Genomic DNA, 14,705 nt, shown 5'->3' with positions numbered 1-14,705 from the left:
ATGAGTTCCACTACCGTTGAATCCACGCCCTCGCCCCGCGGCGCCGACGCCGGCCCCCAACGGTCCGGAGACGGCACCAGTTCCGGGCCCGGCCCCACCTTCCCACGGGTCCTCAACTCCGAATTCATCAAGTTCCGCACCCTGCTCTCCACCCTGATCCTGCTCGGGTCCACGATTGTGGTGATGGTGGGGTTCGGCGCACTCTCCGCCTGGGGAACGGGGCAGTTCTCCGAGGCCGCGGCGCGGGACCCGCAGGCGGCCGCCAGGATCGCGGCGCAGGGCGGGGACCTCGCCGTCGGCGTCCCCACCTCCGGCATCGCCTTCGCCCAGCTCATCCTCGGTTCCCTCGGCGTGCTGCTGATGAGCTCGGAATTCACCACCGGCATGGCCCGGTCCACGTTCGCGGCCGTGCCCAAGCGCATCCCGGCGTTCGCAGCCAAGCTCGTGGTGGTGGTGCTGACGTCCTTCGTGGTCACGGCCGCGTCCACCCTGGCCGCCGGTTTCGTCTCGGTGCCGATCCTGGACAACTACGGCCTTGGCCTTGACCTGGGCAGCTCGCAGTCGGTCAAGATGCTCATCGTCAACAGCATCTACGTAGCAGCCGTCGCGGCGATCGGCCTGGCCCTGGGCACCCTGATCCGCAACTCGGCGGGAGGCATCATGAGCCTGGTGGGCCTGTTCTTCGTGGCCCCCATCGCCTTCCAGCTCATTCCGGGGGACTTCTTCGTGGAGGCCCGCAAGTACCTGCCGGGCAACACGGTGGATCCGCTCACAGCTTTGGACCACGTCCCGGACACCCTGGAAGCCTGGCAGGCCGGCCTGGTCCTGGGGGCCTGGGTTGTTGTTCCCGTGGTCCTCGCCGGCGTCCTGCTCAAGAAGCGGGATGTCTAGGCCTGCAGATCCCACCGTCTAGGCTCAGAGCATGATCGATGCTGTGCCCGTGAAGGACGCGTCAGCCGCTCCGGCCGACGCGTCCTTCGCCGAAATCACCGCACGCCGGCGCGGCCGGCTCCGCCGCTACCTGTTGGCCCGTCCGCGGGTCATGGATGTCCTGGTGGTGCTCTGCTACCTGCTTCTGGTCACGCCCACGGCGGTCGAGTCACTCATCCACGGCGAATGGCAGGTCACCGTGCTGCTCGCGGCGGCCGCTCCCGTCCTGCTTTTCCGGCGCTCCCGTCCGGTGCAGGTAGCGGCGGCCGTGGGGGCGCTCGAACTGGCCGTCACGTTCCTGCATCCGTGGGGATCCAATGTCTCCGCCGGGCTCTGGTTTGCGCTGTACGCGGTGGCGGTGGTCCGCACCCGGCGTTTCGCCCTGGCGGCCCTCGCCGTGACGACGGCCCCGCTCGTGCTCCTGTACTTCATGCTCGCCGTCGGCCCGCTGGACGGGCGGCTCCCGGACATGGCCCTCAGCACGCCGGAGAACTTCCAGCTGATCACGAGCATCGCGGCCGCCATCAGCATCACCCTTTCCAACGTGATCGCCACGGGGATCGGGATCTCGGTGCGGCAACGGCGCGCGCACGAGCACGAGATAGCCGCCTGGGCGGCCCGAGCCCAGCAGCTCGGCTCGGTCACCGAACGCAACCGGATCGCACGCGAAATGCACGACGTCGTGGCGCACTCGCTGACCGTCATGATCAGCCTGTCCGACGGCGCCGCCGTCGTGGTCAAGAAGGATCCGCAGCGCGCCGCCGTCGTTCTCGAGGAACTCTCCCGGACAGGGCGGACCGCGCTGTCCGACATGCGGCGCGTCCTCGGCGTGCTGCGCGACGATTCCGCCACCGGACATGCTCCGCGCGAACCGCTCGTGGACGGCGGCAGCCTCGCCAAACTGCTTGAAGGCTTCCGCACCGCCGGCCTGCCGCTGCACTACACGCACACCGGACCGGCGCTGCCCGGCGATGCGGCGTTCCAGCTGACCGTCTACAGGATCGTGCAGGAGTCGCTGACCAATGTGCTGCGCTACGGGCGTGCGCTGAGCCGCGTGGACGTGGGCATCGTCCGGAACGGTTCGCTCGTAACCATTGACGTGGCCGACGACGGCCGCGGCACCGTGGAATTCGGCGGTCCGGGCGCCGGCGCGCACGCTGATTCACGGGAATCGCTCGGCACCGGTCAGGGAATTGCCGGGATGCGGGAGCGGGCCAAAATTTACGCTGGCGCTGTGCAGGCGGGGCGGGCCGGCAACGGCGGCTGGCGGGTGCACGCGGAGCTGAACTGCAATGAAGACACGGCAACTCCACCAGCCGCAACACCAACAGCTCTAATACCAACAGCCGCAATACAAACAAGGGGGAACAGTGGCCGACAAAGAACCCATACGCGTTCTGCTGGTGGATGACCAGCCGCTGCTTCGGATGGGGTTCCGCCTCATCCTCGAGGGCGAAGATGACTTGTGCATCGTCGGCGAGGCGTCTGACGGCGCCGAAGCGGTCCGGCAAGCCGGGGAGCTCGTGCCCGACGTCGTCCTGATGGACGTCCGGATGCCGGTGCTGGACGGGATCGAGGCGACCCGGGCCATTGCGGCCTCAGCGTCCCGCGCCAAGATCATCATCCTGACCACCTTTGACCTCGATGAATACGCCTTTGCCGGGCTGCAGGCCGGTGCCTCGGCGTTTCTGCTCAAGGACGTGGCCCCTGCCGACCTGATCAGTGCCGTGCGGGTCGTGGCCAGCGGCGACGCCGTCGTGGCTCCGCGTGTCACGCAGCGGCTGCTGGAGACCTATGTCCGCGGTGCCGGTGGCGGCGCCGACCCGGCGGGGGGCGGCCCGTCCGGGGTGGGCGGCGGCCCGGCCGGTAATCCGGCGCGTCCGGCGAGGGATCCCCTGCTGGAGGACCTGACCCCGCGCGAAACCGAAATGCTCGGGGCGATGGCGGAGGGTCTCTCCAACGCCGAAATCGCGCACAGGTACTTCCTGTCCGAGGCCACGGTCAAGACGCACGTGCGCCGGATCCTGACCAAGCTGCACCTCCGCGACCGCGTCCAGGCGGTTGTGTACGCCTACGAGACCGGGCTCGTGGTGCCGAGCAACGCGGATTACTAGCGACTGCTAGCGGAAGCGGACGACTGGCGGAAACACCCCCTCGGACGGGCGCCTGCCCGACGGCTGGCCGGACAGGTGACTTGGTTACCGGCTGGTAGTTTTGAAGCAGTGGTTTCAGGCACATTACCAAATTGCCCTTGAGGCAACTTTGGTTGCTTGCTGCACCTCTTTGTTGGGTCATGGCCTGGTCTGACCCCGCGTCATTTGTAGGACTGCACAAGACGGGCCGTGCGCGAGGCGGTCTAGGGTGAAACGACATTGTGGCCCGCCGCACAGTATGGAACCCATGCATTGCCGGCATAAGAACGGGCCCGGACCCCCCACGAAGGACGGCGCTTCCATGCACGCTGACCAGCAGCTCTCAAAATCACTGAAACCCAGGCATCTGTCCATGATCGCCATCGCCGGCGTGATCGGCGCCGGACTGTTTGTCGGTTCGGGCGCCGCGATCCAGCAGGCCGGCCCCGGCATCCTGGTGGCCTACGCCGCGGCGGGACTCGTCGTCATCCTCGTCATGCGCATGCTCGGCGAAATGGCTGCGGCCAACCCGGAAACCGGCTCATTCTCGAGCTACGCGGACAAGGCGCTGGGCCGGTGGGCAGGGTTCAGCATCGGCTGGCTCTACGCATGGTTCTGGATCATTGTCCTCGGCATCGAAGCCACGGCGGGGGCGGCCATCATGCACCGCTGGGTACCCGGTATTGACCAGTGGGTCTGGGCGCTAGCCCTGATGGTGCTGCTGACGCTAACCAACCTCGGCTCCGTGAAGTCGTACGGCGAGTTCGAATTCTGGTTCGCGTCCATCAAAGTCGCGGCAATCGTGCTCTTCCTGCTCTTCGGTGTCGCCGCGATCCTGGGCCTCATCCCGGGCGTCCCGGCACCCGGGCTAGACAACCTGATCGGTCACGGCGGGTTCATGCCCAACGGTCCCGGCGCCGTCCTGGCCGGCATCCTCGTCGTCGTCTTCTCCTTCTTCGGGGCGGAAATTGCCACCATCGCCGCCGGCGAATCCGAGAACCCGGTCGACGCCGTCAAGAAAGCCGTGAAATCCACCGTCTGGCGCATCCTCGTCTTCTACATCGGATCCATCGCGATCGTGGTCACCCTGCTGCCCTGGAACTCCGCCTCCGTCGCCAAGAGCCCCTACGTTGCAGTCATCGAACTGTTCGGCATCCCCGGAGCCGGCACCATCATGGACATCGTCGTGCTGACCTCGGTGCTCTCCTGCCTGAACTCGGGCCTCTATACCGCCAGCCGCATGCTGTTCTCGCTGTCGCGGCGCGGGGACGCCCCCCGGTCCTGGATGCGGATCTCCAAGACCGGCGTGCCCTCCTCCGCTGTGCTGGCCTCCACGGTGGTCGGATTCGTCACGGTCGGCCTGAACTACATCGCCCCGGACACTGTCTTCCTGTTCCTGGTCAACACCTCCGGCGCCATCGCGCTGTTCGTGTGGCTCGTGATCGCCGTCTCCCAGCTGATCCTGCGCCGCCGCATGGGCGCCGCCGCCAAGGACCTCCAGCTGAAGATGTGGCTCTTCCCGTACCTGACCTGGGCGGCCATCGTCAGCATCGTCGCGCTCCTGATCGGCATGGTGATCCTGGAATCCACGCGGGAATCGCTGGTGCTCTCGCTGGCACTCGCCGCCGTCGTCGTGGGACTCGGAGTCTTCCGCTACCGCAAGAACGGCGGCAAGGCCACCGTCCTGGCAGGCATTGCCGAGGCTCCTGCAAAGGACGCCGCCGAGGCTTCGGCCGACAATGCCGCGGTGAATCCCGTCGAAGCGCCTGCCGAGGACGCCTCGTTCGCGCCTGCCGAGGAAGCAACAGTAGGCGGCCGCCCGGCGTCGTAGGCTCCAGCGCTCCCGGACCACCGGACATGCCCTCCACCGGCGCCCTGCAGTGGACATAATGCCTTCATGTCCATTCCTTGGCGCTAAGGGAGGGCATGTCCGTGTGCACCGACGCGTCCGCCCCAGCGCCCCGCGCGGCTCGGGCTAGACTCGAAACCATGCCAACACCGAGCTCTGCCGCAGACCACATCCAGGACCTCGGCGCCTATGTCAGCGCGTCGCCGTCGAGCTTCCACGCGGTCCACGAGGTCGCGCGCCGGCTGGACGAGGCGGGCTTCACCGGCCTCGACGAGCTGCATCCCTGGCCGGCACCCGCCGCCACGGCCGGCAAGTTCTACGTGGTCCGTGACGGCGCCCTCGTCGCCTGGGTAGTGCCCCCGGGCGCCGGACCGATCACAGGATTCAATATCCTCGGCGCCCACACGGACTCGCCGTCGTTCAAACTCAAGCCCAAACCCACCACGGGCAAGTTCGGCTGGCTGCAGGCCGGCGTCGAGGTCTACGGCGGCCCCCTCCTGAACTCCTGGCTGGACCGCGAACTCCAGCTCGCCGGCCGGCTCGTCATGCGCGACGGCACGCAGCACCTCACGGCCACCGGCCCTCTTCTGCGTTTCCCGCAGCTCGCCATCCACCTGGACCGGGCCGTGAACGAAGGCCTGGCCCTGGACAAGCAGCAGCACATGAATCCGGTGTTCGGGCTGGGCGATCCCGCCGCCGAGGACTTGCTTGGCCTCCTCGCGGCGAAGGTCACGGATGCCGCAGTGGATCCGGCGCAGATCGGCGGGTACGACGTCGTCATCGCCGACACCCAGGCCCCCGCGGTGTTCGGCGCGAAACGCGAATTCTTCGCCTCCGGCCGGCTCGATAACCTCTCCGCGACGCACGCCGGGCTCACGGCGCTGATCGCGCACTCCGGCACGCCCCTGCCGGAGGGTGCACCGATCGCCGTGCTCGCAGCCTTCGACCACGAGGAAATCGGCTCCGCATCACGCTCCGGCGCCTGCGGACCGGTCCTTGAAGACATCCTGGTGCGGATCTCCGACGGGCTCGGGGCTTCGGCGAGCCAGCGGCGGCAGGCCTTTGCGGCGTCGTTCTGTGTCTCCGCGGACGCGGGCCATGCCGTCCACCCGAACTACCCGGAACGGCACGACCCCGCCAACCGGCCGGTCCTGAACGGCGGCCCCCTGCTGAAGATCAACGCCAACCAGCGCTATGCCACCGACGCCGCCGGGGCCGCCCTCTGGGCGCGGCTGTGCACCGAGGCCGGCATCCCATACCAGGAATTCGTCTCCAACAACGTGATGCCGTGCGGCTCCACGATCGGCCCCCTGACTGCCACCCGGCTGGGGATCCGAACGGTCGACGTCGGCGTCCCCCTGCTCTCGATGCACTCGGCGCGCGAGCTGTGCGGGGTCGAGGACCCGCACAGGCTGGCCACGGTCACCCGGACGTTCTTCCGCACGCCGGCCTAACAGACCGGCGTAACAGCAGGTCAGAGGTGGTTGAGCGGGAAACTGCGGACCCACATGGATCCTGCGGATACCCACAAAGTTGGCTCCGATGCTCTGGCCGGGGTTCCGGGGCGGTCCTAGAGTTCAAGGCGTATGGAAGCCCCGCAGGTTGGTGGTCCAGGTTCCGGACTGCCGCGGACGGCGGGTGCCTTCTCTGAATACAGCGCCGGTCCGGGAGTGCTTTCCGGAACGCAGCTGAATTGTCCTTGAAGAGCGGTCACGGGTGGTGCAGACACCTGGGGGGCGCACGTCGAATAGTCGCGTGTCGAACTGGAGTCAGCGTGTTTGCAAATGTGAAGTCAGCACCCCGTCGGCTGCGGCGGATGTCATCGTTCCTTGCACTGGTCCTGGTCGGCGGGTCCTTGACCGTCAGCTCCGCTCTGGTGTCTGCAGCACCGGCGTCGGCGGCCGTCTGCACCCCGCCGGTGACCAATGCGGTCGCGTGCGAGAACTCCCTGCCGGGAACTCCGACGTCGGACTGGGAAGTCACCGGATCCGGCGACTCCACCATCCAGGGGTTCGGCACCACCATGAGCGTCAATCTGGGTGAATCCATCGGCTTCAAGATCAAGACTCCGGCGACGGCCTACCACATCGACATCCTGCGCTTCGGCTACTACCAGGGGGACGGGGCCCGGAAGATCGCAGCTAGTATTCCGCTGTCGGTATCTTTGCCCCAATCCCAGCCGGCTTGCCTGACGGACGCCACATCAGGACTGGTGGATTGCGGCAACTGGGCCGTCTCCGCATCGTGGACGGTGCCGTCCACCGCCGTCTCGGGAGTGTACTTCGCCCATCTGGTCCGCAATGACACCGGCGGCGACAGCATGATCCCCTTCGTAGTGCGCAATGATTCGAGCACCAGCCCCATGGTGGTCCAGACCTCGGACACCACATGGCAGGCCTACAACAACTACGGGGGCAACAGCCTCTACTCCTGCACCGTCGCATGCCCCAGCGGAAGTCCCCTCGCCTACAAAGCCGCCTACAAGGTCTCCTACAACCGCCCGTTCAACTCCACAGGCGACCAGGGCCACAGTTGGCTCATGGACACGGAATACCCGATGATCCGCTTCATCGAGGCCAACGGCTACGACGTGAGCTACCTCAGCGGATGGGACGTGAACACCCGGGGCAGCCTCCTCCTTAACCACAAGATGTTCATTTCATCCGGCCACGACGAGTACTGGAGCGGCCCCCAGAGGTCAAATGTCCAGGCAGCCCGGGACGCGGGAGTGAACCTCGCATTCTTCAGCGGCAACGAAATGTTCTGGCGGACGCGCTGGGAGGCAAGTATCGACCCTTCCCACACGAATGGCCGCACCCTCGTGTCCTACAAAGACACGCATTTCAACGGTCCTACCGACCCGGTCGAATGGACCGGTACCTGGCGGGATCCCCGGTACGGGACCGCAACGGGCGGCGGTAATCCAGAAAACGCGTTGACCGGACAGTTCTTCCTGGTCAATTCGGGGTCCGCCGACATCAAGGTTCCGGCGCAGTTCGCCGCCATGCGGCTGTGGAAGAATACCGCCGCGGCCGCCCTGACCGGCACCCAGTCCCTGACGCTGGGAGCCGGACTGGACACCCTGGGCTACGAATGGGACATCGACGCCGACAACGGCTTCAGGCCACCCGGAGCCTTCAGACTCTCATCGACCACGGTAGCCGTGCCCGAAGCCTTCACTGACTACGGCAGCACTACGGCCGCATCCACGCAGACGCACAACCTCACGATGTACCGGGCCGCCAGTGGCGCCCTGGTCTTCGGCGCCGGAACCGTGCAGTGGGCCTACGGACTGGATGGATACACCACGCTGACGCAGCCTGACCGGAACATGCAGCAGGCGACAGTCAACCTGTTTGCCGACATGGGCGCCCAGCCGGCCACCCTCCTGACCGGGCTCGTGGCAGCCACCAAGTCCACTGACACCACAAAGCCGGTCTCCAACATTACGTCCGGCCTGAACGGACAGACCCTGACTGACGGTTCCAAGGTGACGGTATCGGGAACCGCATCCGACGTCGGCGGCGTCGTGGGCGGTGTCGAGGTCTCCACGGACGGCGGAACCACATGGCACCCTGCGACGGGGACAACCAACTGGACCTACAGCTGGACGGTACACGGAAGCCCTGCCACGACCGTCAAGACCCGCGCCGTGGATGACTCCGGAAATCTGGAGACGCCCGGGGCCGGGGCGGCAGTCAACGTTTCCTGCCCCTGCTCCATCTTCGGCTCGAGCGTCGTGCCGGACACCCCCGATTCAGGGGACGGCGGCAGCCTGGAAGTCGGGATGAAGTTCACTACCCAGACGGCCGGCGTGGTCAATGGCGTCAGCTTCTACAAGTCGAGCCTGAACAAGGGCACGCATATCGGAAACCTGTGGACCTCCGGCGGAGCGCTGCTGGCCACAGCCACCTTCACTGGGGAAACCGCAACCGGCTGGCAGAACGTCAACTTTTCAACGCCCGTGTCCGTTGCGGCCAACACCACCTACCTGGTCTCGTATTTTGCCCCCCAGGGCCACTACGCCCAGGCCCCTGGCTACATGTATCCCAACCCGTCACCCATGCCGGCAGGATATTCTTCCCTGGACAGCGGACCATTGCACGGCCAGAGAAACACGACAGCCTCCGGCAATGGGGTTTATGCATACGGAGCCAGCAGCACGTTCCCCACATCCTCCTACAACGCTGAGAACTATTGGGTGGACGTCCGGTTCACCCCGTCAGCGCCTGCGGCCCCTGCTGTATCCTCCACAACGCCGGCGAACTTGGCTACCGGAGTGGCAACTAACGTCGCCCCCACCGCAACATTCAATCAATCCGTGACGGCCAGCAGCGTGAACTTCACGCTGAAGAAGGCCGACAACACCGCCGTCGCCGGGTCGACGAGCTACGCAGCGGGCACGGCGACGTTCACACCGTCGGCGTCACTCGACTACGGCGCCACCTACACGGCAACGGTCAGCGGCGCGACAAACGCTGCCGGACAAACAATGGCCAGCCCCTACAGCTGGACATTCACGACGGCGGCGGCACCGGTTCCGCCTGCAGTTTCCTCAACGGCGCCCGCGAATCAGGCAACCGGGGTTCCGGTCTCGGTGACACCGTCCGCAACCTTCAGCCAGGCTGTTGTGCCATCGTCGGTAGTCTTCACGGTCCTCAATTCCTCCGGCGCCGTGGTCCAGGGCACCTCCAGCTACGCGTCCGGGACCAACACCTCCACCTTCACACCGGCCGCGGCGCTGGCATACGCCACCACCTATACAGCCACCGTCAGTGGTGCCACCAACTCAAGCGGCCAGACCATGGCAGCCCCCTACAGTTGGACGTTTACGACGGCGACCGCGCCGACTCCGCCGGCGGTCACATCGACGGCGCCCGCCAACCAGGCGACCGGCGTCGGTATTAACGTCGCCCCGAGTGCCACCTTCAACCAGCCCATCTCCACGAGCGGTGCAACGTTCACACTCGCGGCGGGCACCACGAACGTGACCGGCACGCTGGCGTACAACGGGAGTACCCTCACGTTCACTCCGGCCTCTGCACTGGCGTACAACACCAGCTATAAGGCCACTGTCAGCGGAGCAAGCAACGCCACCGGACAGTCAATGGCCAGCCCGTACACCTGGACATTCACCACGGCGGCCCAACCGGCCGTGACGTGCCCGTGTACCGTCTTCACTGCTAACGCCCTCCCCGCCACCGTCGATGTGTCCGACGGATCCTCGGTGGAGCTGGGGATGAAATTCCGCTCAGACGTGGCCGGCTCGGTGACGGGAATCCGGTTCTACAAGAGCACGCAGAACCTCGGAACCCACACCGGCAAGCTGTGGACGAGCGGCGGGCAGCTGCTCGGATCGGTGACGTTCGCCGGAGAGTCCGCGTCGGGCTGGCAGCAGGCAAACCTTTCGACGCCGGTGTCGATCCAGGCAAACACCACGTACGTCGTGTCCTACTACGCCCCGGGCGGCCATTACTCGGCCAACGGCGGTTTCTTCGCCTCGGGAGCGGATAACTATCCGCTCCACGGCCTGGCCAGCGGCGTCGATGGACTCAACGGTGTGTACAAGTACGGGACCACGTCCTTCCCAACGGACAGCTACAACTCAACCAACTACTGGGTTGACGTGGTGATGAACGGGTCGAGCTCGCCAACGGTCCCGGTGGTCTCCTCCACGGTTCCTGCGAGCGGAGCGAGCAACGTGGCCGTCACCACCACCATCCGGGCAAGCTACGACAGGGCCGTAGATCCGAGCACCGTGGTCTTCAACGTCAAGGACGCTGCGAACACCAATGTCCCGGGCACGCTCAGCTACGACAGCCTCACGAACACCTCGGTGTTCACGCCGTCCGCGTCCCTCGCCTACAACACCGCCTTCACGGCCACTGTGTCCGGAGCCACCAGCAGCAGCGGTGGAGTAGCGATGGCTGCGCCATACACCTGGACGTTCACGACGACGACACAGTCGGCAGGATGTCCCTGTTCCGTCTTCGATCCCACCGCGTTGCCATCAACCGTGACAGCGCAGGATGGATCCTCGGTCGAACTGGGAATGAAATTCCGCTCCGACGTTGCCGGCACCGTCACCGCAGTGCGTTTCTACAAGGGACCGCAGAACACCGGCACCCACGTCGGGAAGCTGTGGACCTCAGGAGGGCAGCTCCTCGGCAGCGTGACATTCACCAACGAAAGCGCGTCCGGCTGGCAGCGGGCAACGTTCTCCAGCCCCATCGCCATCAGTGCCAACACAACATATGTGGTGTCCTACCTGGCGCCCAACGGGTACTACTCGGCCGATGGTGCTTTCTTTGCCGGCAAGTCCGCCGACCGGGGAATCCTGCACGGCCTCGCTGACGGGACGAGCGGACCGAACGGGGTCTACCTGTACGGTGCGGGCGGTTTCCCGAGCAACAGTTGGAATGCCACCAACTACTGGGTGGACGTCGAAGTCACAACGCCCTGATTGCGCCGAGGTGCGCGGGTCCGGCCAGTGGTCGGGCCCGCGTTCCCGTCTGTAGGCTGAATGTACTCAGGTTGAGACGCCGGAACCCCGTGTTGGCGGGGATTCCGGCGTTTGGGTGCGTGGGATTCCGGCCACTTTCGGTGGGTGGTTGCCAATGAGCCCCCCGGGGTAATCCGGCACCCCGTCGACATGCCCTGCCGGCGGGGAGCGGGCCACGTTCAGCCCGGGGGTCGCCTCGCGCGGGATCTCCCGGCCTGCGCGGTCTGCAAGGACTCGATGGCATTCCCGGGAGGGTTCGGAAACTCAACTTCCCCGGGCCGGGTCCCCAGGCAACGTCGGTTTAGGGGGCCCAATAATGTGCCGGGCTATTCAAGTCCCAGCCCGCAGGTATTTCCTCCGTTGAGCTGGTAAATATGAACGGAATTCGAGTCTTCGAAAGTGTCCGTAAAAGAATTCGCGGAGATGGGAATGGCTCGGTTCTCGTCGAGCACCTGGGCGGTGAGAGGACTGCCGCACGCAACGGAAAACGATATCTGTTGACGGCCTGCCGAGGTGGAGGCTGCCAGGACGTAGAAGTGACCATCGTGGGCTTTTACCGAAAGGTCAACCCCGCCGCCACTGGCTGTCACCAGTCCGCGGACGGACGGGGAATTCAGCACCGGTGCAAGCCCGGTGATTTGCTGGTTGACTGCCGTGACCGTCGGCCTGACGGCAGCCCCGCAGTCCTCGCGAAGAACATGCTGCGAGACGCAGGGGCCCCCGAAATTGTGGTTGAAGTACACGATGCCGCGGGCACCGTGGATGATGCTGCTCCAAACCGCCGCCCGGATCTGCGGGGCGGTAATGGTGAGCGAATCCTGTTCCGAGAACGGATGGCCGACCTCTACGAAGGCCCACACCGGCTTGCTGCCTTGCGGCTGGACGAGGGACCGTACACGGTCGACGGTCCAGCCGTAATGTGCGGCGGTGCGGCATTCGGCGTCCGTTAGGTCCCGTCCGGCGGCAAATACGGCCCCGCCCTCCACCCAACTGCAGATATAGGGATCCGTAAACCAGTAGTTGTCCGCCGACACAACGTCCTGATATGTGTTGACAAACCGGGCGGCCTCGGGGTTCTTTATCTGGAACGTCACCCCTTTGCCATAGTTGGCGTACTTCAGGGCACGCGAGGGAAGCTTGGCGGACAGGGCTTCCTGGACGGTGAACCCGCATCCTGAGCCGGGCGGGGTGCAGATCTCGCCCTCGCCCTGACCGTGGCCGGTCCAGATGTTTGACCCCGCGCCGGCCCACATGTCGACCTCGTCTGAGAGCAGGTATCCCGATGCGGCCGGCGAAGTGGAGGAGGGAAGCGCATGAAGGCCCTGTGCCCGAATGAGTCCAGGATCGGAGTCTTCCGTCAATTGAACGTACATATTGAGGCCGGCGGAGCGGTCCTGGTCTACGTCGGCGGACGTCAGGACGCTTTCAAACCAGACGCCGAGGGGGAAGAAAGTGTTGCTGCCGGGGAGCGTCGGTGAAAAGCGCCCGTAAAAGTCCGGGCCGCCGTCCACCTGCTGGAGGGTCACGCCGTCGGGCAGCGGGTCTTGGACAATTGCCCCCGGGCCGGAAAGGGCACCGCCCGGGGGAGTGAAGCCCCCAACCACCAAGGCGACCAGGGCGAGCTGGATCAAACGCATTCGGAGCGCCCGCGTGGAGTTGTTCATTCGGATCATTGGCAGCTTCATGGGTGGCTTCTTCATTCCGATTTCCTGACTGGAAATGGTGATCGGCACCGATTTACCGGGCCAAACCAATAGTGAAAAACTAGCGACAAGTCCGGAATTTTCCCGCTAGAGTATCACCCATAGCAGGGGGCGTAAACGGTCTCGCGAGGCGCCTCCGCACAGCACGGTTGGGGGTGGCGTGGCCAAGCATCTGCCAGGCGGGCGAAAACCGCCGGCCCCGGTCCTCATTGACGCGTCACTGCCCGACGAGAAGAGGCAGCGCCCGCCGGCACTGCTGCAGGCGACCGCCCTTGCATGTTTTATCTTTCCGGCCAACATGATTCTTCAGCCCCTGGGGGCTGCGGGATATGTGGCGCACATCCTCGCCCTGCTGGTGTTTGCCCTTTGGCTGGCCTCCGTTGCGTTTGGCCTGCATCGCACGCTGGAATTTGGGCATCCGGGACGCGTCGCACTGGGTGCCCTGGTCTTCGTATCCTGTCTGTCGTATGCCGCGATGTATGTGGGAATCAGCGGTCCTTCGACCGCAACGACCCGGGCGAGTGCGGACCGGTGGATGTTCCTGATGATCGCTTCGTCGGGGATCGTCCTGGTCACGACCGAGTCGACCAGGACCGTTGATTCGGCGATGATCCTGGTGCGGGCCTTACTTCGAGGCGCCGTCTTCTGCAGCGTCGTGGCCGCCGTCCAGTTCGTAACGCACTATGACCCTATGGTGTGGATCCAGGGAATCATGCCCGGGTTCCAAAACAACGGCGGAAACCAGCCCTTCCAGGAACGGGGGAGTTTCCTGCGAGTCGCCGGCAGCACGTTCCATCCCATCGAGCTCGGCGTGCTCGCCTCAATGCTGGTCCCACTGTCCCTGTGGCGGGCGCTCTATGACCGGACCGGACGGAAGTGGATGCATTGGGCAGGGACCGGTCTGCTGGTGTTCGCCATAGCAGCCACCGTTTCCCGATCAGGAATGGTGGGCATCCTGACTGTCGCGCTCGTCTTAGTTCCATTCCTGCCGTCGCGGGCCCGGCAGTGGTCCCTGCTGGCGTTCCTGGGAATAGCCATGGCACTTTTCGTTGCCGTGCCGGGGCTGATGGCTACCTTGTTCGGAACCGCGACCGCAGGTACCGCCGACACTTCCATAACTGCCAGGCTTGAGGACTATCCGCGTGTCGAAGCCATGGTGTCGGCACGTCCCTGGACCGGCATCGGGCCCGGCGCATACCTAACCCGCAACGCCATCGAAATCCTCGACAACCAATACCTCAAGACGATCGTCGAAATGGGCATTCCTGGATTTGTCGCACTTCTGGCCTATACGGTGGTTCCCGGGGTGGCGGCATGGATCGCTGCGTTCTATGCAAAGGACGAGCGGCTGAAGACGCTAGCGGGGGCCGTAGCTGCCGCCTGCCTGGTAGCTGCGCCGGCGGCCGCCGCTTTCGACGCGTTGGGATTCCCGGTTTTCGCCCTCGTGTATCCCTTTTGCGTCGGGCTCTCAGGATCCGTGTGGCTAATGGTCACAAAGGAACGTAGTGCACTTGAATTGACAAATCCAAGGCACAATCTTGGTATTGGACGATCGGAAAGGCAGGCATGAATCCAGTCTCGGTTCTAAA

The 14,705-nt window shown here is 65.3% G+C and carries 8 protein-coding genes; 7 read left to right on the top strand and 1 reads right to left on the bottom strand.

Going from position 1 to position 14,705, the window contains the following annotated elements:
* From BLR03_RS01470 to BLR03_RS01445, 6 genes are all read left to right on the top strand, one after another.
* On the top strand, positions 1–891 hold the full coding sequence (locus BLR03_RS01470; RefSeq protein WP_091248495.1) for an ABC transporter: 891 nt from the start codon (positions 1–3) through the stop codon (positions 889–891).
* Between the two features lie 31 nt (positions 892–922).
* Positions 923–2,341, top strand: coding sequence for a sensor histidine kinase (locus tag BLR03_RS01465; RefSeq protein ID WP_091248490.1), 1,419 nt, complete (start codon positions 923–925; stop codon positions 2,339–2,341).
* Entirely contained in the window at positions 2,301–3,044 is a 744-nt protein-coding gene (locus tag BLR03_RS01460) for a response regulator (RefSeq protein WP_091248487.1), read from the top strand. The genes BLR03_RS01465 and BLR03_RS01460 overlap by 41 nt, the downstream gene beginning before the upstream one ends.
* Positions 3,045–3,384: 340 nt before the next feature.
* Positions 3,385–4,893 (top strand): amino acid permease, encoded by a 1,509-nt coding sequence (locus BLR03_RS01455; protein WP_254788099.1) that lies wholly within the window; start codon positions 3,385–3,387, stop codon positions 4,891–4,893.
* Between the two features lie 158 nt (positions 4,894–5,051).
* Positions 5,052–6,365: a M18 family aminopeptidase gene (locus BLR03_RS01450; protein ID WP_091248485.1), complete on the top strand. Its 1,314-nt coding sequence runs from the start codon at positions 5,052–5,054 to the stop codon at positions 6,363–6,365.
* Positions 6,366–6,727: 362 nt separating this feature from the next.
* The gene (locus tag BLR03_RS01445) at positions 6,728–11,374 is read left to right on the top strand and encodes a DUF4082 domain-containing protein (RefSeq protein WP_091248482.1); all 4,647 of its coding nucleotides are present in this window, start codon (positions 6,728–6,730) and stop codon (positions 11,372–11,374) included.
* Between the two features lie 365 nt (positions 11,375–11,739).
* Here BLR03_RS01445 and BLR03_RS01440 read toward each other — a convergent pair whose 3' ends face one another.
* Positions 11,740–13,113: a hypothetical protein gene (locus BLR03_RS01440; RefSeq protein WP_254788098.1), complete on the bottom strand. Its 1,374-nt coding sequence runs from the start codon at positions 13,111–13,113 to the stop codon at positions 11,740–11,742.
* A gap of 301 nt (positions 13,114–13,414) precedes the next feature.
* On the opposite strand from BLR03_RS01440, the gene BLR03_RS01435 reads away from it, so the two are divergent.
* The gene (locus BLR03_RS01435; RefSeq protein WP_091248835.1) at positions 13,415–14,686 is read left to right on the top strand and encodes an O-antigen ligase family protein; all 1,272 of its coding nucleotides are present in this window, start codon (positions 13,415–13,417) and stop codon (positions 14,684–14,686) included.
* Positions 14,687–14,705: the final 19 nt, after the last annotated feature.

The sequence above is a fragment of the Arthrobacter sp. ok909 genome (assembly GCF_900104405.1).
In the GTDB taxonomy this organism is placed as follows: domain Bacteria; phylum Actinomycetota; class Actinomycetes; order Actinomycetales; family Micrococcaceae; genus Arthrobacter; species Arthrobacter humicola.
This window is presented reverse-complemented; position numbering and strand designations above follow the sequence as displayed.

Excerpts from the sequence above, each read along its gene's own strand:
- BLR03_RS01470 (WP_091248495.1), top strand. The coding sequence starts at position 1 with ATGAGTTCCACTACCGTTGAATCCACGCCCTCGCCCCGCGGCGCCGAC.
- BLR03_RS01465 (WP_091248490.1), top strand. The coding sequence starts at position 923 with ATGATCGATGCTGTGCCCGTGAAGGACGCGTCAGCCGCTCCGGCCGAC.
- BLR03_RS01455 (WP_254788099.1), top strand. The coding sequence starts at position 3,385 with ATGCACGCTGACCAGCAGCTCTCAAAATCACTGAAACCCAGGCATCTG.
- BLR03_RS01450 (WP_091248485.1), top strand. The coding sequence starts at position 5,052 with ATGCCAACACCGAGCTCTGCCGCAGACCACATCCAGGACCTCGGCGCC.
- BLR03_RS01445 (WP_091248482.1), top strand. The coding sequence starts at position 6,728 with ATGTCATCGTTCCTTGCACTGGTCCTGGTCGGCGGGTCCTTGACCGTC.
- BLR03_RS01440 (WP_254788098.1), bottom strand. The coding sequence starts at position 13,113 with ATGAAGAAGCCACCCATGAAGCTGCCAATGATCCGAATGAACAACTCC.
- BLR03_RS01435 (WP_091248835.1), top strand. The coding sequence starts at position 13,415 with ATGATTCTTCAGCCCCTGGGGGCTGCGGGATATGTGGCGCACATCCTC.